Source organism: Chitinophaga sp. (genome assembly GCF_035538455.1).
GTDB lineage: Bacteria > Bacteroidota > Bacteroidia > Chitinophagales > Chitinophagaceae > Chitinophaga.
The window spans coordinates 95773-118925 of sequence record NZ_DATLKJ010000136.1 but is presented as its reverse complement, the minus strand read 5'-3'; the positions used below and the strand labels follow the sequence as shown (position 1 = coordinate 118925).

The following is a 23153-nucleotide window of genomic DNA, read 5'->3' as shown; positions in this document are numbered from 1 at the left end:
TATTAAACTGCGCAGATGGACTGCGCACATATGCTTGCATCTTTGTGTCATCGGAAGCGGTCAAGCGGAAGTTACTTCTCTGGATTTCAACCTTCTACTTTTGCGATTACCGGTCTGATATATCGAGGTCAATTGTTGCTTACTTCATTTTTTTGGTAAAACAGCAGCAAAATTATCTGATAAATTAAAACTACTACGATGAACAACTTATTGAAAGCAGCATTACGCCAGCAGGCGGTATTTGTACCGGAAGCGACGACCATTAACGGGCAAGCGATGACGCCTGCCACAGGTCTGCTGACAGCCAACCTGGCGAGACTGGGGTTTGGGGTATCCGAATCATTGCTGCATGCGTTGAACGGCGCCACTCCTGGTTATCAGGCTACGATACTGGAACACCTGCGTGAAGTGATGGGTGTGAAAAAGAACTGGACACCGCTGGTGAAAAACTGGAGCATTCCAACGGGTGAATCTTATGCTGATCATGTCTATACTTTCTTTGCCAATGTGTTTAACCAAAAATCTGCGGGCCCTACGCTGCACTGCGGGCATATTATTCCGGTGGATGCCTTTCCGCCGGAGAAGTACAATGGATGTCCGTTCTGCGGTACACCGTTTGAGGCGGGCGAGATAGCGCACTATCAGCAGAACAGTAAGGTGCGCGTGCTGGAACTGTGGACAAAAGCAGATGCAGCCCGTTGCCTGGAAAACCTGTTAACCTCCAAAACCGCGCTGGACGCAAGTCAGCAGGACACATTGAAATTATTGCTGTCAGTATTGCCATTACCAGCGGTAAAGACCGGGATGAAGGAAACTATGATGACAGTGGTTGATTTTTTGGTGCAACAGGGCGAGGCTGACAAAGCGCAGGCGCTCTTTATAACGCCAACGGATATACTCCGTTATCTCTGGTATAAACATACCGGGATGTTACAGATCATAGAACCTAAAACCATCATTAAGAGAAAAACCAAAAACAGCCATCATTTCCAGCTGCCTAAAGCTGACAATGCTGCTGCAAAACTGGTGGCCATCCAGGCGCTGAAGCTTAAATACGGCCGTAAAGATGCTTTAACTGCTGCGAAGTGGCTGAATAATATTGACATGGAAGCGGAGAAAATGTGTGAGATCATGCATCCTAAACGCAACATGTGGGTACGCTTCATCCGTGCGTTACGCCTGGCTGAGTTCAGTCACCGTAAAGGATTTGAACGTTTGCACAAACTGATGGATGTATTCTACAATCAACAGTATGAAGTATGGCAGGGGCGTGTGGATCACTTCCGTTTGAAATCAGATGCGGCCAGCGCTTTCTATCTGCTGAAGCAGCGTCCGGGTATGTTTGCACGTTCCCTGTATGCCAATATGCTGTGGTTTGGCGCCGATGCTACGGTTAAGGCGTTTGCAGACATCGTTGATAAAGTACCGGCACGGCTGTTATTCACTTTACAGATGTATGCCGCCTATTACTTTGACCGCAACGGTATCCGTGCTGTGAAGCCACTGGGGGGCATCAGTAAAACGATTCCCGCCAATACACTGGTGGCGCTGTTCAGCGATGAAGAACTGAAAGAGATGGAAGATGCTATTACAGATTTGTGTGCGTTGGCTGTGAGAAAACGTTTTATGGCGGCGGCCACTACTTCAAAAAGCATTTACATTGCTCCGGAGCTGTTTAAAATACCGCTGCCTTTGGGCGACAGAAGCGAGCATATACAGGACCTCGCTGCTACGTTGATGGGAACCCGCTTCCCGCTGGAAGGCGACGCAGTACGCCTGTTCATGCAATGGGGAACCGGGCTGCCTGCACAGCATATGGATATGGATCTGAGTTGCCGTATTATTTACGATGACCGTATGGATTTCTGTTCTTATTCCAACCTGACCACAACGGGTTGCCAGCATAGTGGTGATATCAGGCAGATACCACATATGATTGGTACTGCTGAATACATAGAACTGAACCTGCCTGCATTGGCAGCTGCGAACGCACGCTATGTTGTATTTACGTGTAATGCCTACAGCGGCGGAGAGATTGTGCCTAACCTGATAGTGGGATGGATGAACAGCCAGCACCGGATGAAGATCTCTGCAAAGACGGGCGTAGCCTACGATCCGTCTTGTGTGCAGCACCAGGTGCGTATTACCAGCGGATTAACCAAAGGTCTTGTATTTGGTGTGCTGGATGTGGCGATGAATGAGATCATCTGGCTGGAACTGCCTTTCGGCGGACAGGTAACGCAGTCGCTCGATATGAAAAATGTGAAAGCGATCCTGAAGAAGCTCGACAGCAAGCTGACTATTGGTCACCTGTTACAGCAGAAGGCGGAAGCGCAGCAGCTGCAGGTTACAGACCAGCACGAAGCCGACGAGGCATATACCCTGCAATGGGCGCTGGATACAGCCGCCGTGACGCAACTGCTCATCGATTGATCTGTTAACCCCGTTTTGTTACCCCATTTACAGCCATATACAGTCCCGGGCCATGTGATGGTTTCCGGGCTGTGTTGTGCTTATATGCTTCCTATTACCGGAAAACTTACTATCTTCAGCGAACAGGAATCATGACAAAAAGCATAGCCACCCTAGTTATCATCTGTTACAGCGTCCACGCCTATGCGTGGCAGGCGCCTGCTGCAGATACTGTTCCGGTGAAGGCCCCCAAAGGACTGTACAACCGTGCCCTGCATTATTTGCAGCATACCAATGACGTGAAGAAGAAAAAGAAACTGGATTACAGCATCATTGGCGGACCGGTGTATACGCCGGAGACCAGTGCCGGCATTGCCGCCATGATCGCGGCGCAATACAGCACCGACAGGAAAGACAGTCTTCTCCCCGTTTCGAATATCGCGGTATTTGCTTCCGCTTCCCTTACCGGTTTCTATGGCTTAGGGCTGAACAGTACTACCCTCTTTCCGCACGACCGCTTCCGTCTTAGTGTAAAGGCCTCCTTCAGTTCACGACCGAATAAATACTGGGGGATTGGTTATGAAGCAGGCAATAACAAGGACGGCTATACGGAGTATGTGTTGCTCACTGAAAAATTACAGGCAGATGTCAGCCGGTACCTTGGCCGGGGCATGTTTGCGGGTATCAGCCTGCAGGTACAGAATGGACGTGCAGCGAAAATCGACAGCATGGCAGGAAAGCCGCTCATGCAACCGGAACATGTTTTCGGCATGGGCATAGGGCCGTTCTTTGTGTATGATACGCGCGACTTTATACCGAATCCCTGGAGGGGTATGTATTTCCGTTTCGGCTACCGGTATTTCCCTGAGTTTTTTGGCAACAGACAGGGGTTCTCCAAACTGGAGTTGCAGTTTGATCAATATCACCAACTCTGGAACGGGGCTATCCTGGCTACGGACCTGTATGCAGAAGAGCACAGTGACAACGTGCCCTGGAATATGATGGCTGAAGCCGGCGGCTCCAACCGGTTGCGCGGCTATTATGAAGGCCGGTTCCGTGACCGGAATTATATAGCTGTTCAGGCCGAACTGCGTCAGCATATTATCGGGCGTAGCGGCGCTGTTGCCTGGATTGGCGCCGGGAATGTGTTTCCTGCCTTCAGAGCTATCCTGATCAGCCAGTCGTTAATCAGCTATGGTATCGGCTACCGCTGGGAATTCAAGAAGCGTGTCAATATCCGCCTGGATTACGGACGAGGAAGGGATCAACAGGGATTCTACTTCGGTATCAACGAGGTATTCTGAGAAAATTATTTTTCTCCTTTGTTCACCTCCATCTGTTTGATGATATTATTCACTTCTGTTTCGGTTGCGCGTAATTTCTGCTGACAGAACTCTATCAGCAAGGAAGCGCGTTTTACCTTCCCGGCGAGTACATCTACCGATACCGTTTCATTTTCTATTTCTTCGGCTATCAGCTGCAGTTCGCTGAAAGCAGCTTCATATGTCAGTTCCTGGCTCATCTGTTTGATTTTTTTTAGCGATAACATCAGCATCGAGTGTTGCATCCTGCAATACGACCCTGATCTGATCACCGGGCTGGATGGCGCCGGCGTTGTTGACAATCTTTCCTTCGTGGTACACTATGGCAAATCCGCGCCGGAGTATGTTGTCCGGACTCATGAGCCGGAACAACGTTTCATAATGTGCGAGCTGTCCGCGTTTATTCTGTGTATAGATACGGTTGAAAGAACGCAGATTGGCGACCAGGTTGGCGAGATCATTGCGTTTTGCGGCAATAGCGATCCGTGGTTTTGACAGTACGGCGGCAGAAACGCCGGTGAGTTCCTGCTGCCGTTGATGGAGGAGTTCCCTGGATGTATGCAGGATGGTATCCTTAAACCCGCGCAGCATTTCGCGGTGACGGTCAGTAATATTCCTGGAGTGATTGATTACCGTTGCATTGAGCGAAGCAAGTGCCTGGAAGTGTGACGAAAATAATTGCTGCGACCGGATCAGGATGTCGCGTTGCAGGGCCATCACTTCATCTTCGAAGGCCTTGTTGTGGGCAATGATCAGCTCCGCAGCCTTGGTAGGTGTTTTTGTGGGGCTATGTGCCATCATGTCGGTGATCGTTTCATTTTTCTGGTGACCGATACCGGTGATGATGGGTATCGGGAAACGCGCCACGGCACGGCCCAGTATGAAAGTATCGAACAGCAGGAAGTCTGTTTGTGCGCCACCGCCGCGGATGATCACGACTGCATCGTAAGGCCGGCCGCTCTGGAAGATGTCTATCAGCCGTTGTTGGAGCAGCTCTGCTTTGGACTCTCCCTGTACCACGGTGAAATAGGTATCTATCTTAAACGTATAGCCGAAACGGTTATGCATAAGGGTATGCAGGAAATCCTGGAAGCCGGCTGAATTGCCGGAGGTGATAACGGCCAGCCGCTGTATCACAGCCGGGAAATGCAGCTGGTTGTTACGTGTGACGTACCTGTCTCCAACCTTCCTGATGTAGTCGGCGCATTCTGTTTCCAGCCGGAGCAGTGTTTGTTGCTTCTGTTGTTCCAGGAGGCCTACCGTGAAGCTGGTATCTATGTCCAGCAACGTTATCTGAAGGCCATAAAGCTGGTGGTAGCCCACGGCCACCTTTATCAGTACGTGTATATCGTTTTTGAATTGCTGCCCTGTAACGATCTCAAATTCTTTGATCCTGATGGAACCATTACCCCAGGCCACCGCAGAGACTTTAGCTACGATAGCGCTGGAAGCGGTATCCTTTTCCACGAGATCAAAGTAATGGTATCCCTTCTGTTGATAAAAGGAATGATTGGTAACATCGGCCACGACCCAAAAGGTCTGGTCAGCAAACACGCTGTTGAGTGCCTGCTGGATGCTACCGGTAAGCGCAGATAATTTTATGACAGGGAACGGCATCATTACTGGGCGTAAAGATAATGAAAAGCCAGCTGTCGCAGCCCTCCTACTTTCTGAGTGCAGGTTCCAGTATCCGCTGCATGGTAGGGGTTTTCAGATCCTTGCCGATGAACACCAGCGTGGATGACGGCGAGGTATTACCCCAGGGGCCTGCCGGAATGATGCTCATGTATTTGCCGGTAGACTGCACGAGATATTTCTCTTCCCGGTCTTTCACTGCTATATAACCTTTCACACGGTATAACTGTTCCGGGTATACGTTAAAATGCATATCCAGTACAAACATGAGCATGTTCATATCGAAAGGATAAGGGGACTCAAACAGTACACTGTTGATCTTATGCGGTGTGGCGTTGCTTTTGGCGACGGGGCGCTGATCCGGGAGGATAACACCTGCTACCGGCTCCAGGTCTTTTTCCTGCAATTTACCCTCTTCAGACACTACTATTTCAGCCAGCGGATTGATCACTTTCAGTAAGTCGTGCAGCCTGAGTAATTCAGGTACTGCCAGTGCGGCGGCTTTGTTGATGACGATCAGATCTGCGCAGGATAGCTGCTTGCCTACTTCCGGTACCTGTTCCAGTCTTTCTTCCACATTTTCCGCATCGGCCACACAGATCGTTTTTACCAGCTGGAAACGGGCCTTTACTTCCGGTAGCTGGAACATGCCGATAATATTGCCGGCATCAGCGATACCGGTCGTTTCAATAAAGAGATGATCCGGCCGTTCAGGCAGGCGCAGCACGCTGTCCAGCGCTTCGAGCAGTTCATTGTCGAGCGAGCAGCAAATGCAGCCGCTGGTAAGCTCATAGACCTGATCGATCTTTTCTGCGATCAGGGTGGTATCGATGTTTACTTTGCCAAATTCGTTCTCTATGACGATGTTCCGGTAAGGGCGTAACATGCGGAGGATATGATTGAGCATGGTGGTTTTGCCTGCGCCCAGGAATCCGGTCAGGATAAATACTTTAATCTGTTCAGTTCTTTCCATAATTCTTCCTGTAAAAAATGATCAAATAAATGCCTGCCGCAATCAGCGGCAGACTGAGCAGCTGTCCCATATTCAGCAGCTGTGTGTTCTCAAATGCTTCCTGGTTTTCTTTTACAAACTCGATAAAAAAGCGGGCGCTGAACACCAGCACCAGGAATAACCCCAGCAAGTAACCCGGTTTTTCTGCGGCTGTATTTCTTGTATACAAAAAGAAGAGCAGCGCGAAGATAACGAGGTAACAGATAGCTTCATACAACTGACCAGGATGCCGTGGTATATTATCCACCCGGCTGAACACCACAGCCCAGGGCAAGTCTGTTGGTCTGCCAATAATTTCCGAATTGAAGAAATTACCGAGCCGCACAAAGCATCCGGCAAGCGGTACCACCACTGCTAATCTGTCCAGCAGCCAGCTATAGGACACCTGGTACTTCCGGGCAAACAGCCATCCTGCCAGGAGTATTCCGACAGCGCCACCGTGACTGGCCAGTCCCTGATAACCCGTGAATTCAAAATGTCCTGTGCTAAAGGAGAAGGGCAGGATGATCTCCCAGGGATGCCGGCTGAAGTAGCCAAACTCATAAAAGAGGCAATGTCCCAGCCTCGCGCCTGCCAGCGTTCCCACTATGATATACACCAGTAATCTGTCCAGCAGCACTTTCTCCTTTCCCTCACGTTTAAGCATGTACGAAAATATCATATAGCTGGCTGTAAAAGCCAGCAGGAAGCCCAGGCTGTAGTAGCGGAGCGCAAACCCGCCTATGCGGAAGATTTCCGGGGAGATATCCCATTTTAGTAATAAGAGCATTGTTTGTTTGTTCGTTTGCAACAATGTTGCAATATAGGGTTTTAATTTGTCTGAACTGTGATTTTTGTGATTTGAGTGATTATTCTGATGAGCGGAGATTGGTTGGTTGATGAGCGGAGATGGATTGGTTGATGAGCGGAGATGGATTGGTTGGTTGATGAGCGGAGATTGGTTGGTTGATGAGCGGAGATTGGTTTTCCGTTCATCAGCAGAATGGCACAAATCAGGAAAATCATAGTTATCTTTGGCAGCATGTCACTATATGTTACGTCATTAAATTCGGGGAGCAACGGCAATTGCTATTACATTGGCAATAGTACGGAAGCGGTGCTGGTAGATGCAGGACTTTCCTGCCGTGAAACGGAGAAGCGGATGCGCCGTCTGGGGTTGTCGCTGGGAAAGGTGAAGGCGGTTTTTATCTCGCATGAACATATTGACCATATCAAGGGAATTACGGTACTGGCGAAAAAGTACCAGCTTCCTGTGTATATTACGCCGGGCACGCTGAGAGGTGGTAAGTTGATGCTGAATGAAGCACTGGTAAGTTCTTTTACAGCATATGAGCCGATACAGATAGGAGCGCTGAAGGTGACTGCATTTCCCAAGCTGCACGACGCGTCTGAGCCGCACAGCTTTATTGTGGCCAACGAAGAGGTGACTATCGGTGTGTTTACAGACATCGGTGCGCCCTGCGAGCATGTGATCCGGAATTTCAGCCTATGTCATGCTGCTTTTCTGGAAACCAACTATGACGAAGAGATGCTGGATAAGGGAAGATACCCCTACTATCTGAAAAACCGTATCCGTGGCGGGCATGGACACCTTTCCAACCGGCAGGCGCTGGAAATCTTTACCGCACACCGGCCATCTTTCATGAGTCACCTGTTCCTCTCTCATTTGTCGCAGGACAATAACAACCCGCAGCTGGTACAGGATCTTTTTGATGCGCATGCCAACGGCACCCACATCGTGGTGGCTTCACGTCATGAGGAGACGGCTGTATACCAAATTGGCGCGGCTATACCGGTGGCCACCCAGGGACTGCTGTTCCATAATGCTTAATTTTTTTAAATTGTGGGATCAAATGCCGCTTTATGGTATCAGATACAACACCATATTACCAAAGCCTGACTAAAAAGTATCCTTTTTTAACCACTTCCGACTGGCAGCAGCTGGAGCAGATAGCTACTATTAAAAAGATCAGAAAAGGCGACTCCTTCCTTCGTTATGGTAAGGTAGCCAGGTATACCGCATTTGTACTGGAAGGTGTTTTCAAATTTTCCATCCAGGATGAAGAAGGGAATGAGAAGATTGTGAAGTTCAGCTTTGCGGATGATTTCCTGGCCAATTGTGAGAGCCATGCCAAAAATGCGCCATCTGCCGTAAGTATTACCGCAGTGGAAGATGCCGTTATTGCGCGCATCCCCTGCCGCCAGCTGAACCCGTTGTACAACAAGTATCCCAACCTGCTGCATCTCAACGTGGAGCTTTGCAGGGAGCTACTGGAGCAACAATCGGAGCACCAGTACATACTGGCACTGAAAAGCCCGCTGCAACGCTACAAATACCTGCTGGAACGGCGCCCCACCATTATCCGCAGGATCTCCCTGACCAACATTGCCCGTTATCTTTATACCAGCCGGGAAGCCCTCAGCCGGGCGAGACTATGCCTGATAGACCAGGCCCGCAATCTGTATGATTAAAAATCTTTTTTTTGAAAACCGTATAACTCCAAAAAATGAAGTACCATGACGAAACGTGTTCTATTGGACAAAGCCGTGAGGTTCCTCTCCCACCTGCTCCGGTCGGTCTGGCTATTCTTCCCCGGTATTATGTTCCTTATTTTCATCTATTACATCACCTGGAATCTGGACCAGGGAAAAGACATTATCGTAGCTTTTACGGAAAATGAATATGCCGCCAGAATCGTATTCTTTATTGCCATCGCCTTCTGGGTATATGTGAGCTGGTATTCTTCCCGCATCATTTCATATATCAAGAAATTCAGGCAGATCGCAGATCTCCAGGTTACGGCGCCCTTCGATTCTGCGCAGGCAACCCTGGCTTTTGAACGCCAGAATGTATATTTCAGTATCAGCCAGCCCTTTCTCGAGGAGTTTCCACGTTCTATTGGCAACGGCTGTTTCCTGTTGCTGGAACTGGCGATGTTGCAATCACCTGCCCTGCGCACCCCCTTCAGTACCCTTACTGCATGGATTGTGCTGTTTATTGCGGCAGCGGGGCTCTACCTGCTCAACAGGGCTCTGACCAAATGGGCCAGGCGTCCCTTTTTCCGCAAGTTGTTTTACATACTGCTGTTTTCATGGATCGTGCTTACCGCTATCACTTCCTTTATCCCGCGATTAAGCGTGATAGACCTCCTTTTGTTGCTCATATGGTTACACGCAGTTTTCCTGATGTATATACACCTGCGCCGTGTGGAGATAGAAGAAAGGATTGTGAGCAAAGCGTTCACACCACCCACGCATACTTTTTTTGACCGCGTGATGGATTACTTCTGTATACCGCGTGAAGAAAAGGGTTACCTGGGATGGTTTATTTTTGTGGGCTTCATCGCATTCATATTTTATGTTGCGGCTATACAGGATCTCCGCTTTGCAAGGCAGGCAGGGCCTTTATCCTACTTGTTGCTGGCCTTCGGGATGCTGCTGTTGTTCGGTAATGTCGTCACCGCTTTTTCTGTACGTTACCGTATCAGCATTCATTTCTTATTTATAGTGGCGGCACTGGTTATCGGTCTGAAGGAAACGCATTATGTGAAAACGCTCACGTTGCCCGATCATGACAACCGTTATGCCTCAAGGCCATCGCTGGAGACCTACCTGCGCGCATGGCTGCATAGCCATCCTATTCCGGCTGACAGCACCTATGACGTATATTTTGTGATGGCTAACGGCGGGGCATCGCGTTCTGCCTACTGGACCGCTTCTGTGCTGGGCAGGATAGAAGATTCCACCATCCGGCTTAATAGTAACAACCGCTTCTCCAAGCACCTGTTCTGCCTTTCCGGTACTTCAGGAGGTGGTGTAGGCGTGGCCAGCTTCTTCGCGATGCTGCGTGACCAAACGCACCAGGAGCCGAAATACAGCCGGTCTGCCATGAAATACCTGCGGCAGGATTATTTCAGTTACACCTTTGCGCGTATGCTGGGGCCGGACTTCTTCCACTATATTGCTCCGATATACCGGTCAGCCGACAGATCAGCCGCGTTGGAGCAGTCCTTTGAGCGCAGTGCCGACGTAGCGGGCGATTCACTCTACCGCATTCCCATGGATGCCGCTATGTCGTCTTTTCCTGCGATAAACGGCGACACAGCGGTTATGCCTATACTCTTTATCAATACCACCCGTATGCAGGATGGTAATCCCGGCGTGGTCACCAATCTCCGGCTGGATTCCGGTATCTTCAACAACCGTATAGATGTATTGCAGTTACTGCCCCGGGATTCAGACATTACGATCACCACAGCCGCTATACTGGGCGCCCGATTTCCGTACCTCAGCCCGGCAGGCCGCATACAGGATCAGTACTTCGTTGACGGCGGATATTTCGACAACTCCGGCGCCGGCGCGGTACAGGAAATCATTCGCGGTATCATCAGCATCGGGGAAGCAGACCGCCACAAAAATGGCGACAGCAGCGCATTGTATCGGCAGATCAACCGCCTCAACTTCAAAGTACTGCACATTACCAACAGTCCTGTGATACCTAAACCCGGCAATTTTGAAAGCGTAGCACCAGTGAAGAATGATCTGCTGGCGCCCATCCTCACCATTATGGGAGCATACGATATGCAGACTACGGTCAACGATATACGATTATTACATTACATCAACGATCTCGCTGTCTACTCACATAGGAGCGCATCCTATGTGCAGATACCATTATACAAAGACAGTATTGACTGGCGACGGGACCCACTATGGGAGCGTTTCCACGAGAAAGGCGAACCATCCTACACCATGAATTGGTTTATGTCTGACACTACTATCAGAAGAATCAACCAACGGCTGTCAAGCAACAGGATGATAGATACGGTCATTGCACGCATGGGAAAATAATTGTCTGAACTGTGATTTGTGTGATTGGATTGATTATCCTGATGTGCGAATTGTCTGAACTGTGATTTGTGTGATTGGATTGATTATCCTGATGTGCGAAGAATATAATAGATGATAATAGCTAAAGGCCCATTTAGATTGATTCTAAATGGGCCTTTGTACAATATATTATATATATCAGGGCAATCAATTCGCTGATACCAATCAGTGTCTGAGTTTTCTATATCCGAACCACCCTATCGCAAGTGCTATTACAAATGGCCAGATCTGTACCAGCAGCAGGATAATGTTTCTCAGTAGTGTGGCGCCTGAGCGAACAGCAGAGAGGATTTCAGTACCAAATCCGGCTCTTGCCACATGGTCAGGATTCAAAACGATTTGCACATCGGCAACTTCGGGCTGAAAGAGCTGAACTGTAAAAGTGGAATAGGCTACATCTCCCAGTATTTCGAGGTTGGCGATGCTTCTGTCGACGGCATTTTCTTTCTTCTGATCGCTATATTTTTCGATGTCAAGGGTGGAAGTTTTCTTGCCGGGTATAATATTCCCGCCGGGGGTCAGCTGGTCATTCTTCAGGGAATTGGAAAGATATTTCAGTGTAAGATCTTCGTCACGTAATATGCGGTAATCGATAAAACCGGCTATGGATGTAAGTGTATGCACTACAGCGTCGAGATGTTCAACCGGTACTTTCAATGTGAGGCTGGCGGTTGGCGTATACAGCATAATACGTTTCAGGGAATCGCTACTATACGGGAGCTCATGCTGCTGCACGTTTTCATTCTTCAGATTACTTTCCGCCACTATACCATTTACCGCAGTTACCGCATGTTCCAACTGAGAAGCTGCCTGGAATACGTTATTTACGCGGCAACGCACGTCGGCACTGCGCACACGTTTCCTGGAAGGAGAACCGGGAGAGGAAATACCGGTGGCGAATACAGTGGAATCGGCAGTAGCGGCATATGCCTGCTCAGCGGTGGCTTCTGCGGAAGAAGAATGTTTGTAACCATTTGTGCTGCACGCGCTCAGGGCGAGTAAGGGAACAATCAGATAAGAGACAGCATAGCGCATAGAAGGTGTTTTTCGTTTTATACGCTAACTCCGGAAAAGGTAACCTTCCTGAAATGTTAAAATAAATTTTACAGGAGAAGAATGCTGTACCTTTATCTGGTAAGGATTAAAAAAATCAGTGTTATGGCTATTCCTCAGAAATATCTTTCCCGGCAGGCAGAGCTGACTGAAATATTCATCCATGAAGTGGACAAGCATATTGATGATATAGTTGCCGGGCGTACCGACGTGATGTATCATATCAAGGACATAGCGCGCATTATGTTTGTACATCCTGTTCATCTGAGTAATACTATCAAGTTATACTCAGGACATGCGCCCTGTTATTTTTTTGAGAACAGGTTGATGGACGAGGCCAAAAGGATGCTGCGTGATACCGATCTTTCCATTACTGATATTGCTACCCGTCTTACCTTCGACAACTCCAACTTCACCAAATTCTTCAAACGCTTTGCAGGCGTAACACCTGGCGCATGGAGGAAAGAACAGCCGTTAGCTGTCAGTTATTAGTCTTTAGGGTAAAGGCTGCCCGACCAATCGCCAGCGTTATTGCTGCGAGAGCTTGTTCCGGATCTGGCTGAGGAATACCGGCGTGATACCCAGGAAGGAAGCGATGTGTTTCTGCGGCACGCGCTGCGCAAACTGGGGGTATTTCTTCAGCAATGCTTCATATCGTTCTGCGCCGGTCATACTGATATTACTGAGGATACGTTCGTCCTGTGCGACGCAGGCATTCTGGTGCAGGATACGGAAAAACCGTTCGAAGGCCGGCACTTCTTTATACAGCGCATCCAGTGATGCTTTGTCGATCTGGATCACTTCCGATGTTTCCAGCGCTTCAATGTCGCGCGTGGCGGGCGTACCACGGAAGAAGCTGGCGAAGTCTGAGATCCACCAGTCTTCCACGGCAAAGTGCAGTGTATGTTCCTGTCCTGATCTGTCGATATAGAAAGCGCGCAGGCAGCCTTTTACGACATAGCTTTCGTATTTGCATACATCACCGGCTTGTAGCAGGAATTGCCTGCGCAGTATTTTCCTGGTTCTGAGCAGGGAAGTAAAATAATCTATTTCTGCTGACGTGAGGGTGATATGCCGTTGTACGTGGCTGATAAGCTGGTTGTATCCGTTGTCTTCGTTCATGATGTTAAATAGGCAACATCAAAGATAGCGAATAATGCTCAGCGTGCGCGGGCCGGACTGATACCGAAATGTTTTTTGAATTCGTTGCTGAAATGCTGAACAGTGGAATAGCCAGTCTCGTAGGCTACTTCTGTTACAGGCTTACGGTTTTCGGTGAGTAACCGGTGCGCTACGGCCAGGCGATATTTTTTAAAACAGCCGAATACGCTGTCGTGGAATACCTCCCTGAAACCGGCCTTCAACTTGAATTCATTGAGGCCGGTTTGTCGTGCCAGAGAAGCCAGTGTAGGTGGATGTTGCAAGTCCTTCAGTAATATTTCTTTTGCGAGGTATAATTTACGGATGTCCGCTTCGCGGATCTTTCCGGTGGTCTTGGGCTGATCAGCAGCCTGTTCAAACTGGTGACACTGGAGTACCAGCAGCTCCAGCGCTTTAGCCTGGAGGAAGAGGTCTTTGAGGCCACCTTCATAATCACAGCTGTTGATTTCATCTATCAGCAGCTGCATACGAGGCGTAATGGGCAGGTTAGACGAGAGGTATTCCGGCTTCGACTTTCCGCCACAGATATAATCTGCCATTGCGGCCATCATTGGACCACCGTTATCTGCCAGTTGCAGAAACCGTTCGGGCAGGATACTCATGATGAAAATACGCATTTGCCGCTGCTCGCGATAGCAGGAGCGTTCTGTGCTGTAAGGATTGACGAGCATGCTATGCTGACAGGAAGAAAACTGACGTTCGCCATGGGCGCCATGAGGGCTGGCAGACAGTTGTCCGTTCTGGACAAAGAGCAAACCTGGCATAGGTTCCAGCTCGTTGGTGCTGACTTCAATATCTTCAAAAATATCTATTGTACAATCACCCATATGTATCCCGTCCACATACTGCTGTTTCATCTGTACATTCCAGAAGGGCATTCCTGCCTTCCAATCCTGTGGTTGTTTTGTGGCCCATCCGTCCATGACATGTTTCTGACTATGCACTATTTCTCTCTCTTTGTTTCTGAAAGTAACTCCCATAAGAAAATCCGTTTTACGCAACTTTTTATTCCGGATACTACAACAACAGGATAAGTAAAACCTGTCACTTTGCAGTAACTGTACATACTGACACCTGAAGGGGCATATGCCCCTTGCAATAGCATGGCTTTAACTTTTTTTTAACCTATGGCATATCAATACAGAAACTGGCTCACAACAGGCGCACTGCCGTTACGCAGGGGATTCGGGCTGCTTATATTCTTTATTTTATATAAGGTGGTGCGCTACCGTTATGCAGAAGTAATACAGAACCTGTCGCGTTCATTTCCGGAAAAGTCATATGGTGAGATCAAGAAGATTGCGGCGGGGTTTTACCGGTACTTCAGCTGCCTGTTTCCGGAGATCATTTCGCTGCTGACAGTTTCCAGGAAAGACATACCGCAGCGGCTGCGGCTGCACAATGCGGCGTTGTTACAACACAGTCAGGCTCAGGGCCGTAACGTGATCATTATGATGGGGCATTATGGTAACTGGGAGTATATGAGTATGTTGCCGGCGTTTTCGGCAACGGATATGTATGCGGTGTACAAGCCGCTCAGCAACCGCTTTACCGACAGGCTGATGAAGAAATTGCGGGCACGCTTCGGGATGAAGCTGCTGGCGATGGAGGAAGCGCCCAAGCATATGTTGCAGGCAAAGCGACCGGCCACCTATATTTTTATCGCGGATCAGTCGCCGGCGCAGGGCAGCAGGTTCACGACGGATTTTCTGCATCAGCGCACGGTGGTGATTACAGGCGCGGAGCGGCTGGCGCGTGCTACCGACGCGGTTGTGCTGTATGCAGCTGTTAACAGGGAAGATGACGGAGGCGGGTGGGAAATATCATTCTCACTGATCACAGATGATCCCGACGCCATGGGTCAACACGCCATTACCAAAAAGTTCACTCAATACCTTGAAGACGATATACGAAGGTGTCCTGCCTGCTGGCTGTGGACGCATCGTCGCTGGAAATTAAAAACACAATAGCTATGACTGTACTTAAATTATTATCGCTGACGGGTTGCGGGGTGCTGTCCTTCCTGTTGCTGGCAGTGTTGACAATGATGTACCTGGTGGTAACATCACATGGTTCCGGAGAGGCAGAGGGTCGTCGTCGGTAATCCTATTTTACTAGTTTTACGCTTACGGCATTAGGTCCTTTATGGCCCATCTGTACTTCGAACGTCACTTTTGAACGTTCCTTGACCGGGTCTATCAGGCCGTTCACATGCACAAAAACACTTTCCTGTGTCTGCAGATCTTTAATAAATCCAAAGCCTTTGGACTCATTAAAGAAAGTAACGATACCAGTACGTACGGGGCTTTCTTCCGGCTGATCCTGTTGCTTTCCAACGCTGATCTGGATGTCCTCGACGTTGATCTCCTTTTTCCTGGACGGATCGGGTGGTGTGGAGGTGATGTTTCCATCTTCATCGATATAGGCCATCATATCTTCCAGGCTTTTGCCTTTTTTACTGTTGGCCTTTCTCTCTTCCTTTCGCTCCTGTTTCTCCAGTAGTTTCTGTTGTCTCTTTTTTTCTTTCTCTTGTTTACTAAATGATGACTCTGATTTAGCCATAATTAATTTTTTAACTGACAATTAATGTTACGTAAACTTGTTACGGCTATGTCGAAGATAAGAAAAAAGTTATTAGCTTTATACACGTTAACATACAGAACCGGAAGGGATTGTGTCACATTTTCCGGACGGGTATTGTTCACCCCAGCCCCGATGCACTAATGCTGTCACCATAGTTGCTGCTTTCTGACGGCAGTTCTGCTCCGGACTATATTCTGATACATTATTATGGAATTCACCCGATCAGAAAACTGTTATTTCCTTAACCTGCGTATCTTGCGCAAGTTTCGGCCCGGCCGGACTATTAAAAAACCTCACATGAAAAAGCTGATTATTCTTACAATGGCCTGTTCGCTGGGAAGTATGGCCCATGCCCAGTTTCTCGACCGGTTAAAGAACAAAGTGCAGCAGAAGGTAAATGATGCTGTGGATAAAACCATTGACAAAACCGTCGACAAGGCCTCAGAAGGTAAAAAGAAACCCGCGACCCCTACTACCGGAGAAAACGCCCCTGTAAGCGTTAATACAGGCAGCGGCACGGAGGTGACCAATGGTAAAGTAAGTACGAATACCAACATTACTTCGTATTCCCTGTTTGATTTTGTACCGGGCGAGAAGATTGTGATGCATGAAGATTTCAAACAGGACGCTGTGGGCGACTTCCCAGCCCAATGGAATACACGCACAGGCGGCGAGGTGGTGACGGTGAACAACCAGTCCGGCAAATGGCTGCGCCTTGGCCAGGACGGCGTGTTCTATCCTGAGTATATCAATACCAAATTCCCGGACAACTTCACCCTCCAGATGGATGTAATGGCCAATAATGAGGTTTCCAATATCGGGGAACTGGCTATATGCCTGCTGGATGCCACCAATGTTGACGACAAGTTCGAACGCGGTACTTACCACTCATTGAGTACCCCTTCATTCAAGCTACGTTTGAATCCCGTGTCTTCCGGGTATGGTTCGCTGTATTATTCGACGAACCTCATCGGGGAACATAATATCAATGCCATGCCAGCCTTCAACGTGCCGGCAAAGAACAGTGTAAAGGTGTCCATCTGGCGTCAGAAGCAACGCGTAAGGGTGTACCTGGACAGTACCAAAGTGCTGGACCTGCCCCGTGCACTGGATGCCGCTGCTCCACTCAATGCACTCGTATTCAGCACCTACTCTCCGGATCTTGACCACAAAGGAGGCGCTTTCTTTGTTGGCAACATACGGATGGCAGTGGGCGCGCCGGATACCCGCAACAAACTGATCACCGAAGGGAAGTTTGTGACGCATGGTATCCTTTTCGATACCAACAGTGATAAAATAAAAGCTGAATCATACGGCGCACTGAAAGATATTGCCGGTGTGCTCACTGAAAACGCAGGGGTGCGTGTGAAGATAGTGGGTCATACAGATACCGACGGCAACGACCAGGCTAACCTGGATCTTTCCAAACGCAGGGCTGAGGCTGTAAAGACAGCGCTCAGCACTACTTTTGGCATTGACGCCTCCCGTCTGGAAACTGACGGTAAAGGCAAAACACAGCCTGTTGACAGCAACAACACAGAGATTGGAAAGGCCAACAACAGGCGTGTTGAGTTTATTAAGTTATGATTTCTTCCAGGTGTTATTGGCTGGTGTGGCATCCATGTACAGGTTGCCTTCCAGTGTTACGGAAGCAACTGTTTTGGTAGCCGGTACGTCCAGCGTAATATCCCGGCCGTTGTTTTTCCATACAGCAGGGGTATGATGGGTAGTGGTCACGGAACCGTCTGTATAAGTAACGACTACATCAAACGGAATAGCGAAGCCGCCAGCGTTCTTTATTTTTAAAGCCGCCTGGCGGTTTTTTATTTGCACATCCGTCAGCTCCAGGTCTATATAGTTGTTGGAGAAGAACCAGCTTTTCCAGTACCAGTCGAGGTTCTGACCAGCGGCTGTATTGAATGAAAAGAAGAAGTCCCAGGGCATAGGGTGTTTGCCATGCCAGTTGTCCATATAGGCATGCAGGCATTTCCTGAAAAGTGCATCCCCCAGCATATCTTTCAGTGCCAGGTAAGCCAGCGACGCCTTCCCGTAGGAATTATGCCCATAGCCCAACCCATTGACCTGGCTGGACAGAGAGATCACGGGCTGGTCTTCCTCCGTAGAAGGATCATTGATATATCCTTTAACTCTGAATGCTTTGTAAATCTTGTCGGCTGTAGCTTTTCCCCGCGCCACACCGATCAGGTATTCGAAGGTAGTGGCCCAACCTTCATCCATAAAGGCGTAACGGGTTTCATTGATGCCCATATAGAAAGGGAACCAGGTGTGTGCGATTTCATGATCCTGTACCAGCTGGGCAAATACGAGATTGTCGCCTACGCTGCCATCATTTACCATCATCGGGTATTCCATGTCAGCATATCCCTGGAAGGCTGTCATTACCGGGAAAGGATAAGGTACGCCCGGCCAGTTATGCGAGAACCAACCGAGGGCATTGCGGGCAAATGCAACAGAGTGGCGGAAATCGGCAGCGGTGCCACTGTACGCAGCCTGTACGCTGGCACGGCGCATCGTGGAGCTATCCACAATTACACTGGCGGCATCCCACACATAATGATTGCTGACACCGAGGGTAACGTCGGCAATATCGTTGGCAACAAATTTCCAGGTATTCCAGTCCTGTTGTTTTGTCACCTTACGCCCGCGCATATCTTCAGCTGTGGCGATATGCAGGACCTCATCTGATGTATAGGAAGTGCGGAGACGTTCAGCAAAAGCCGGTTGTAATACTTCCGGCCCATTCTGCAAGACGCCGGCGCCCCAGACTACATAGTTCGCGGGAACCTTCACCGCTACCTTGTAGTCGTTGAAGTCGCTGTAAAATTCCAGCCTTTGGTTATGTTCGAGTTCATCCCATCCGTTATAGTCATCGTAAACAGAAATACGGGGATAGTAATAGGCGAGGAAGAAGGAGGCGCTGTCAATCACGCCTTCGCGGCCCTCACCGGTAGCGAGGTTATAATGCCAGCGTACCTGCAGCTGTATGGTTTCCTTGCTGAGTAAAGGTGCGGGTAGCTTCACACTGGTAGCCGTGCTGGCTTTTTTGTTATTAAAGGCAACGGGGGTTCCATTGATAATCAGCGTATCAATCAGAATGCCGTCGGTAAGGAAGTCTGATTCCGCATAACCCGCACGTACGGCCTCCGGCTTGTGCACATTGAGAATGAGCCGCATAACAATATGCTTCAGGGTATCCGGGCTGTTGTTGGTATATCGGATGGTTTCCTCTCCATATACCGTGTGTGACGGCGGGTTTACAGTAACCTGGATATCATAGTTACCTTTGTTCTGCCAGTAATTCCTCCCTGGCTTACCACTTTTGTCTCTGGCGCCTTTCTCATAAGCTTTTGTAATGTTACGGGGCATATATAACTCCTGTGCAGACGCCTGCAACAGGAACAACATCCCTCCCAGTAACAATCCTGAAAAGAGTTTCGTCATGGTTGTGATTTACAAGTTCGTGTTGAAACACGAATTTAGGGATTAGCCGTCAGCTTTCACTGCCTGCTAATCCCCGCTCATCACTATTTTACCGGTATGTTCTGAGGTAATGCCACCTCTTCCGGTTTAACAGGTACATTGTCAATGCTGGTGGCAATAGCTTTGAATTTATTTGATTCCACACCCAACACGGCGCCTTCAGGAGAATACATGTGCATCGGGCCTCCTTTGAAAGGCAGATCGGTAGTTACCCACAGCGTAATCTTTTCGCCTTTGCCCTTTATCACCCGCTCCTTACAGGTATAGCCCAGTATTTCTTTTGTACGACTGCTCGATTTATCCATCGCTGCATTAACGAATACAGAGTCCTGGATTCCTTTTACATCACCATTGGGTTTACCTAAGTCATTTTTTTTGCGGGACACTTTCTCCAGATATTTCTTCCCCTCTTCGTTTTTGAGTACATAACTTTCATTGGTGCTGCCGTCTGTGTACACCGCTTCTTCATTATCGTTCCCCATTTTAATCTTCACATGGGCGCCTTCTTCCGATTCTATCTCGTCCGGGTCTTTCAGCGTCACTTTTGTTTTGTTGCCGTTGTAATAAAGGGTCTCTTTATTGACAGCCGTTTCGGGAATCATATCTTTAAACTGTTGTTGGTCTGGCTTCAGCGAGGCGTGCAGGAAAAGCGTCACGTCATATTTCACTATTCCCTGTGATTTATCCTGGGCCTGTGATACCATGTTGAAGCCTATCGCCGCTAAAAGCGGTATGATCATTTTTGAATACATAACTATTTGCTTTTTGATTTAGGAAAATGTCTGAATTTATATACAGCACTGAGCATAAAATATCGTCCCAGTGCGATGTTTCTTCTGTCTTCTATGTAACCGTTGCCGGTGATGCGGTTGAGTCCTTCGTTGCGGTTGAGCAGGTCTCTGGCAGAGAGCTGCAGCGTGAAATGCTTCCCTATTTCCCTGGAAAGTCCTGTGTTCACCAGCAGGATAGTATTGTTAAAGCCGGCCGACATCCCTAGTGTACTGTAGCCGTCGAGGCCTGCATCGAACGTAAGACGGAAAGGCAGTAGCACCGTTGTTTCCAGACCATAATTCAGCAACCAGTTTTCACCGGGTAACGTTGTGGAGGCGGAAAAGTGCCGTTTGTTATAGGCGGCGCTACCCCTTCCTTCGATGCTGATCTTATTTGTCGGGTAAAGGTTGAAGCTGAAGTCGGGTGTGACAGATACCGTGCGGTTTTCGTTGGCCAATCCGTTGTTGTAAAGGGTATTTTTGCTATAGGAGAGGCTGATACCCGCTGATACAGAAGAATTATTTAAGCCGATGTTGAAACTCTTCCCAGCACTCATTGAACTACTGAAATTGCCTTTCACGTTCACCGGCATGGTGAGCTGCTTACCTGTTGTTTTATCTATGCTGGTACTGTCAGTGATCTGGTTGTTGTTCCAGGTAAAATCGGTGGTCAGGAAAAATGAATTACCGCTCAGATCCACTTTATTGTAAGACAAAGCCCAGCGCTGGTTTTTCTCCTGTTGTAAAGAAGGATTTCCTTTGCGGATGTATAATGGATCTGAATTGTCCGTCAGCGGTTGCAGCCGGCTCACTGATGGGGCAGCAGCATTGGCATTATACCGGAATATCATTTTTTCCTTGCTGTTCACTTTCCACTCCGCATAGGCTTCCGGTAACAGCGCATTGTATCGCTCATCAATGCGGTACCCTTTCAGGTCTGAGCTACCCTGCAGGTGGTTTGTACGCCAGCCGGCGCCAATGGTATAATGGAAACGCTTGTACGAAGCGGAGAGTAGTAACTTGGTTGTGTATTGCAGATTATCGGCCGTGTATGCATCACTCAGGAGGGTATTGGGTACAGTATAATGACCGCTTCCGGGGTCTTTGTCATTTACGGTTGTGTTGTAATCCCCCCGGCTGAAATATAGCTGTTGCCCCAGTTGCAGACTATATGCTTTGGATAATGGTTCGGTATACACGAAATTTCCGTTAATGCTAAATACAGATGATTTATTGAATGTCTGCTGATCGATGTTTTGTGCAGAAGTACCGGTTGGCAGATTATAAAAGGTGCTGGTGGATTTATTTGCCATCGTGGCGTTATCGCGGTAGAATTCCGGTTTCACATCCAGTACAATGGTACGTCCCGGTTTGGCGAGCCGGCGCCGGAATAACAGATCGATGTTACCCATACTGCTACGACCATCTGTAGCAGTAAGCTGATGACCTTCATTCAGGAGCTTAACGCCATCTGCGGTGTAGGAGCTGAAGTTACGTGACGAACTATTGTTATAAGCGTTGAGATCTGCATGCGCTGTGGCTTTAAAAGAAGTTCGTTTGTCCATGACTGTTTCTGCACTGAGATCGATGCGCTGATTCGTATTACGAGAACCCGTAGCGCCATTCTGCAGGTAGTTGTAGGAGGTATCCTGTAAGCGGTATTGGCGGGCATAGTCGTACGTATTACGGCTATTGTTATCGTTGAAGAAGTAGCTGCTGCGCAGTTTCAACTTATCGCCCCAATCGTTATTGAAGTTGAGGCCACCGAACTTAGTATCAGTAAGCCCGGAAGGTCTTGCTAGTTCAGCCATTGATTCTGCTCCGCCTTCTATCCGGACGCCTTTCATACGTGTCAGTTCAGAAAGTGCAGACGGCGGCAGGTTATTAAACATCTGCGGATTGGCGCCCAGCATCTTTATCAGTTCGGCGGCGCTGAAGCCGGACTTGTTGACGTTATTGCCTTTGAGCAACATGGATAGCTGCATATCGCCCACGAAGCTGTTGGCGTTGATACCGCCTTCATACTGCCCGTTGCCGCTATGCCCCGCATTCATATTCCCGAAGTAGCCGCGCTTCCTGTTTTTCTTTGTAACAAGATTGATTGTTTTCTGCTGCTGGCCATCAGCTACGCCGGTGAATTCTTCCATATCGCTTTTTTTGTCCAGCACCTGTACTTTGTCTATCATATCCGCTGGCAGGTTGCGTGTAGCGATGGACGGATCGCTGCCAAAGAATTCCTTACCGTCTACCAGTACCCGTTGTACTGTTTCGCCCTGCGCCTTGATGCTGCCGTCCTTATCTACTTTCACACCTGGCAGCTTGCGCAGCAGGTCTTCTACCACAGCATTTTCCTTTGTCTTGAATTTGTTGGCGTTGTATTCTATAGTGTCGCCTTTCATGGAAACGGGCGGCGTGTTATCCTTAATGGCTACTTCTTTCAGTTGTATGCCAGCGGTGGAAACACTGATAGTGTCAGGCAATGCGGGGAAACGTCCGCGCGGAATACTAAACGGTACAGATTTATCGGGATAGCCCAGGCTATGTATCTTCATTTCATAATCGCCGTTATGGAGATTACTGAAAGACACTACACCTTGCTGGCTGGTTTGTGAAGAACGGATGGTGGCACTGTCATCAGGTGCGGTGATTTTCACGGCGGCTCCCTGTAACGGTTTGTGGGAGGCATTATCCACTATGACGGTATGTAGTTGTTGTGCTGATCCTATGATTGGGAGACAACATAAAAAGAAGAATATGCACTTATAAATTTTGCTCATCGATACTTATATTATGATGCAGCAAAACTACGGTGGC

At 48.6% G+C, this 23153-nt stretch carries 20 protein-coding genes; 9 read left to right on the top strand and 11 right to left on the bottom strand.

Features of this window, described 5'->3' with window-relative positions:
* Positions 1–198: 198 nt before the first annotated feature.
* Together VM802_RS16340 and VM802_RS16335 are read left to right on the top strand one after the other, a co-directional pair.
* On the top strand, positions 199–2433 hold the full coding sequence (locus VM802_RS16340) for a hypothetical protein (protein ID WP_325532371.1): 2235 nt from the start codon (positions 199–201) through the stop codon (positions 2431–2433).
* A gap of 131 nt (positions 2434–2564) precedes the next feature.
* On the top strand, positions 2565–3716 hold the full coding sequence (locus VM802_RS16335; RefSeq protein ID WP_325532369.1) for a BamA/TamA family outer membrane protein: 1152 nt from the start codon (positions 2565–2567) through the stop codon (positions 3714–3716).
* A gap of 5 nt (positions 3717–3721) precedes the next feature.
* Here the strand turns inward: VM802_RS16335 and xseB are convergent, their stop codons facing one another.
* Genes xseB through lgt form a run of 4 tightly spaced genes read right to left on the bottom strand, consistent with a single transcriptional unit; the run spans position 3722 to position 7150 of the window.
* Positions 3722–3934: an exodeoxyribonuclease VII small subunit gene (xseB, locus tag VM802_RS16330; protein ID WP_325532367.1), complete on the bottom strand. Its 213-nt coding sequence runs from the start codon at positions 3932–3934 to the stop codon at positions 3722–3724.
* On the bottom strand, positions 3912–5354 hold the full coding sequence (xseA, locus tag VM802_RS16325; protein WP_325532365.1) for an exodeoxyribonuclease VII large subunit: 1443 nt from the start codon (positions 5352–5354) through the stop codon (positions 3912–3914). Before xseA ends, xseB begins: the two co-directional genes overlap by 23 nt.
* 43 nt (positions 5355–5397) lie before the next feature.
* Positions 5398–6342, bottom strand: a complete 945-nt coding sequence (locus tag VM802_RS16320) for a CobW family GTP-binding protein (protein WP_325532362.1) — start codon at positions 6340–6342, stop codon at positions 5398–5400.
* Positions 6329–7150 carry a prolipoprotein diacylglyceryl transferase gene (lgt, locus tag VM802_RS16315; RefSeq protein ID WP_325532360.1) on the bottom strand — a complete coding sequence of 274 codons (822 nt, stop codon included), beginning with the start codon at positions 7148–7150 and terminating at the stop codon, positions 6329–6331. Before lgt ends, VM802_RS16320 begins: the two co-directional genes overlap by 14 nt.
* 252 nt (positions 7151–7402) lie before the next feature.
* On the opposite strand from lgt, the gene VM802_RS16310 reads away from it, so the two are divergent.
* From VM802_RS16310 to VM802_RS16300, 3 genes are read left to right on the top strand one after another with little or no spacing between them, the layout of a single operon-like run.
* The gene (locus VM802_RS16310) at positions 7403–8212 is read left to right on the top strand and encodes an MBL fold metallo-hydrolase (protein ID WP_325532357.1); all 810 of its coding nucleotides are present in this window, start codon (positions 7403–7405) and stop codon (positions 8210–8212) included.
* A 32-nt stretch (positions 8213–8244) separates the two neighbouring features.
* Positions 8245–8853: a Crp/Fnr family transcriptional regulator gene (locus VM802_RS16305; RefSeq protein ID WP_325532355.1), complete on the top strand. Its 609-nt coding sequence runs from the start codon at positions 8245–8247 to the stop codon at positions 8851–8853.
* 45 nt (positions 8854–8898) lie between these two features.
* Positions 8899–11232, top strand: coding sequence for a patatin-like phospholipase family protein (locus VM802_RS16300; RefSeq protein ID WP_325532353.1), 2334 nt, complete (start codon positions 8899–8901; stop codon positions 11230–11232).
* 204 nt (positions 11233–11436) lie between these two features.
* Here the strand turns inward: VM802_RS16300 and VM802_RS16295 are convergent, their stop codons facing one another.
* Positions 11437–12306: a DUF4349 domain-containing protein gene (locus tag VM802_RS16295; protein ID WP_325532351.1), complete on the bottom strand. Its 870-nt coding sequence runs from the start codon at positions 12304–12306 to the stop codon at positions 11437–11439.
* A gap of 123 nt (positions 12307–12429) precedes the next feature.
* On the opposite strand from VM802_RS16295, the gene VM802_RS16290 reads away from it, so the two are divergent.
* Positions 12430–12816 carry a helix-turn-helix domain-containing protein gene (locus VM802_RS16290; protein ID WP_325532349.1) on the top strand — a complete coding sequence of 129 codons (387 nt, stop codon included), beginning with the start codon at positions 12430–12432 and terminating at the stop codon, positions 12814–12816.
* Positions 12817–12852: 36 nt separating this feature from the next.
* Here the strand turns inward: VM802_RS16290 and VM802_RS16285 are convergent, their stop codons facing one another.
* Together VM802_RS16285 and VM802_RS16280 are read right to left on the bottom strand one after the other, a co-directional pair.
* The gene (locus VM802_RS16285) at positions 12853–13446 is read right to left on the bottom strand and encodes a Crp/Fnr family transcriptional regulator (RefSeq protein WP_325532348.1); all 594 of its coding nucleotides are present in this window, start codon (positions 13444–13446) and stop codon (positions 12853–12855) included.
* 38 nt (positions 13447–13484) lie between these two features.
* A complete protein-coding gene (locus VM802_RS16280) occupies positions 13485–14465 on the bottom strand; it encodes a helix-turn-helix domain-containing protein (protein WP_325532346.1) in 981 nt (326 codons plus the stop codon).
* 147 nt (positions 14466–14612) lie between these two features.
* Between VM802_RS16280 and VM802_RS16275 the strand changes: the two genes are divergently transcribed.
* Positions 14613–15455: a lysophospholipid acyltransferase family protein gene (locus VM802_RS16275; protein WP_325532344.1), complete on the top strand. Its 843-nt coding sequence runs from the start codon at positions 14613–14615 to the stop codon at positions 15453–15455.
* 2 nt (positions 15456–15457) lie between these two features.
* Positions 15458–15589 (top strand): hypothetical protein, encoded by a 132-nt coding sequence (locus VM802_RS16270; protein WP_325532342.1) that lies wholly within the window; start codon positions 15458–15460, stop codon positions 15587–15589.
* 2 nt (positions 15590–15591) lie between these two features.
* Here VM802_RS16270 and VM802_RS16265 read toward each other — a convergent pair whose 3' ends face one another.
* Entirely contained in the window at positions 15592–16047 is a 456-nt protein-coding gene (locus VM802_RS16265; protein WP_325532340.1) for a cold-shock protein, read from the bottom strand.
* Positions 16048–16365: 318 nt separating this feature from the next.
* Between VM802_RS16265 and VM802_RS16260 the strand changes: the two genes are divergently transcribed.
* Positions 16366–17655 carry an OmpA family protein gene (locus VM802_RS16260; protein ID WP_325532338.1) on the top strand — a complete coding sequence of 430 codons (1290 nt, stop codon included), beginning with the start codon at positions 16366–16368 and terminating at the stop codon, positions 17653–17655.
* On the opposite strand, the gene VM802_RS16255 is transcribed toward VM802_RS16260, so the two are convergent.
* The 3 genes from VM802_RS16255 to VM802_RS16245 all read right to left on the bottom strand — a co-directional run bounded on the left by VM802_RS16255 (position 17650) and on the right by VM802_RS16245 (position 23116).
* On the bottom strand, positions 17650–19530 hold the full coding sequence (locus VM802_RS16255; protein WP_325532336.1) for a M1 family metallopeptidase: 1881 nt from the start codon (positions 19528–19530) through the stop codon (positions 17650–17652). The genes VM802_RS16260 and VM802_RS16255 overlap by 6 nt on opposite strands.
* Before the next feature lie 83 nt (positions 19531–19613).
* Entirely contained in the window at positions 19614–20321 is a 708-nt protein-coding gene (locus VM802_RS16250; protein WP_325532334.1) for a hypothetical protein, read from the bottom strand.
* Positions 20322–20323: 2 nt separating this feature from the next.
* Positions 20324–23116: an outer membrane beta-barrel protein gene (locus VM802_RS16245; protein WP_325532332.1), complete on the bottom strand. Its 2793-nt coding sequence runs from the start codon at positions 23114–23116 to the stop codon at positions 20324–20326.
* Between the last annotated feature and the right edge of the window lie 37 nt (positions 23117–23153).

What these genes read in the sequence shown, in the direction of transcription:
- VM802_RS16245 (WP_325532332.1), bottom strand. Translation starts at nt 23,116, where the DNA reads ATGAGCAAAATTTATAAGTGCATATTCTTCTTTTTATGTTGTCTCCCA.
- VM802_RS16285 (WP_325532348.1), bottom strand. Translation starts at nt 13,446, where the DNA reads ATGAACGAAGACAACGGATACAACCAGCTTATCAGCCACGTACAACGG.
- VM802_RS16270 (WP_325532342.1), top strand. Translation starts at nt 15,458, where the DNA reads ATGACTGTACTTAAATTATTATCGCTGACGGGTTGCGGGGTGCTGTCC.
- VM802_RS16290 (WP_325532349.1), top strand. Translation starts at nt 12,430, where the DNA reads ATGGCTATTCCTCAGAAATATCTTTCCCGGCAGGCAGAGCTGACTGAA.
- VM802_RS16260 (WP_325532338.1), top strand. Translation starts at nt 16,366, where the DNA reads ATGAAAAAGCTGATTATTCTTACAATGGCCTGTTCGCTGGGAAGTATG.
- VM802_RS16305 (WP_325532355.1), top strand. Translation starts at nt 8,245, where the DNA reads ATGGTATCAGATACAACACCATATTACCAAAGCCTGACTAAAAAGTAT.
- xseA (WP_325532365.1), bottom strand. Translation starts at nt 5,354, where the DNA reads ATGATGCCGTTCCCTGTCATAAAATTATCTGCGCTTACCGGTAGCATC.
- VM802_RS16335 (WP_325532369.1), top strand. Translation starts at nt 2,565, where the DNA reads ATGACAAAAAGCATAGCCACCCTAGTTATCATCTGTTACAGCGTCCAC.
- VM802_RS16265 (WP_325532340.1), bottom strand. Translation starts at nt 16,047, where the DNA reads ATGGCTAAATCAGAGTCATCATTTAGTAAACAAGAGAAAGAAAAAAAG.
- lgt (WP_325532360.1), bottom strand. Translation starts at nt 7,150, where the DNA reads ATGCTCTTATTACTAAAATGGGATATCTCCCCGGAAATCTTCCGCATA.
- VM802_RS16280 (WP_325532346.1), bottom strand. Translation starts at nt 14,465, where the DNA reads ATGGGAGTTACTTTCAGAAACAAAGAGAGAGAAATAGTGCATAGTCAG.
- VM802_RS16300 (WP_325532353.1), top strand. Translation starts at nt 8,899, where the DNA reads ATGACGAAACGTGTTCTATTGGACAAAGCCGTGAGGTTCCTCTCCCAC.
- VM802_RS16255 (WP_325532336.1), bottom strand. Translation starts at nt 19,530, where the DNA reads ATGACGAAACTCTTTTCAGGATTGTTACTGGGAGGGATGTTGTTCCTG.
- VM802_RS16320 (WP_325532362.1), bottom strand. Translation starts at nt 6,342, where the DNA reads ATGGAAAGAACTGAACAGATTAAAGTATTTATCCTGACCGGATTCCTG.
- VM802_RS16340 (WP_325532371.1), top strand. Translation starts at nt 199, where the DNA reads ATGAACAACTTATTGAAAGCAGCATTACGCCAGCAGGCGGTATTTGTA.
- xseB (WP_325532367.1), bottom strand. Translation starts at nt 3,934, where the DNA reads ATGAGCCAGGAACTGACATATGAAGCTGCTTTCAGCGAACTGCAGCTG.
- VM802_RS16310 (WP_325532357.1), top strand. Translation starts at nt 7,403, where the DNA reads ATGTCACTATATGTTACGTCATTAAATTCGGGGAGCAACGGCAATTGC.
- VM802_RS16295 (WP_325532351.1), bottom strand. Translation starts at nt 12,306, where the DNA reads ATGCGCTATGCTGTCTCTTATCTGATTGTTCCCTTACTCGCCCTGAGC.
- VM802_RS16275 (WP_325532344.1), top strand. Translation starts at nt 14,613, where the DNA reads ATGGCATATCAATACAGAAACTGGCTCACAACAGGCGCACTGCCGTTA.
- VM802_RS16250 (WP_325532334.1), bottom strand. Translation starts at nt 20,321, where the DNA reads ATGTATTCAAAAATGATCATACCGCTTTTAGCGGCGATAGGCTTCAAC.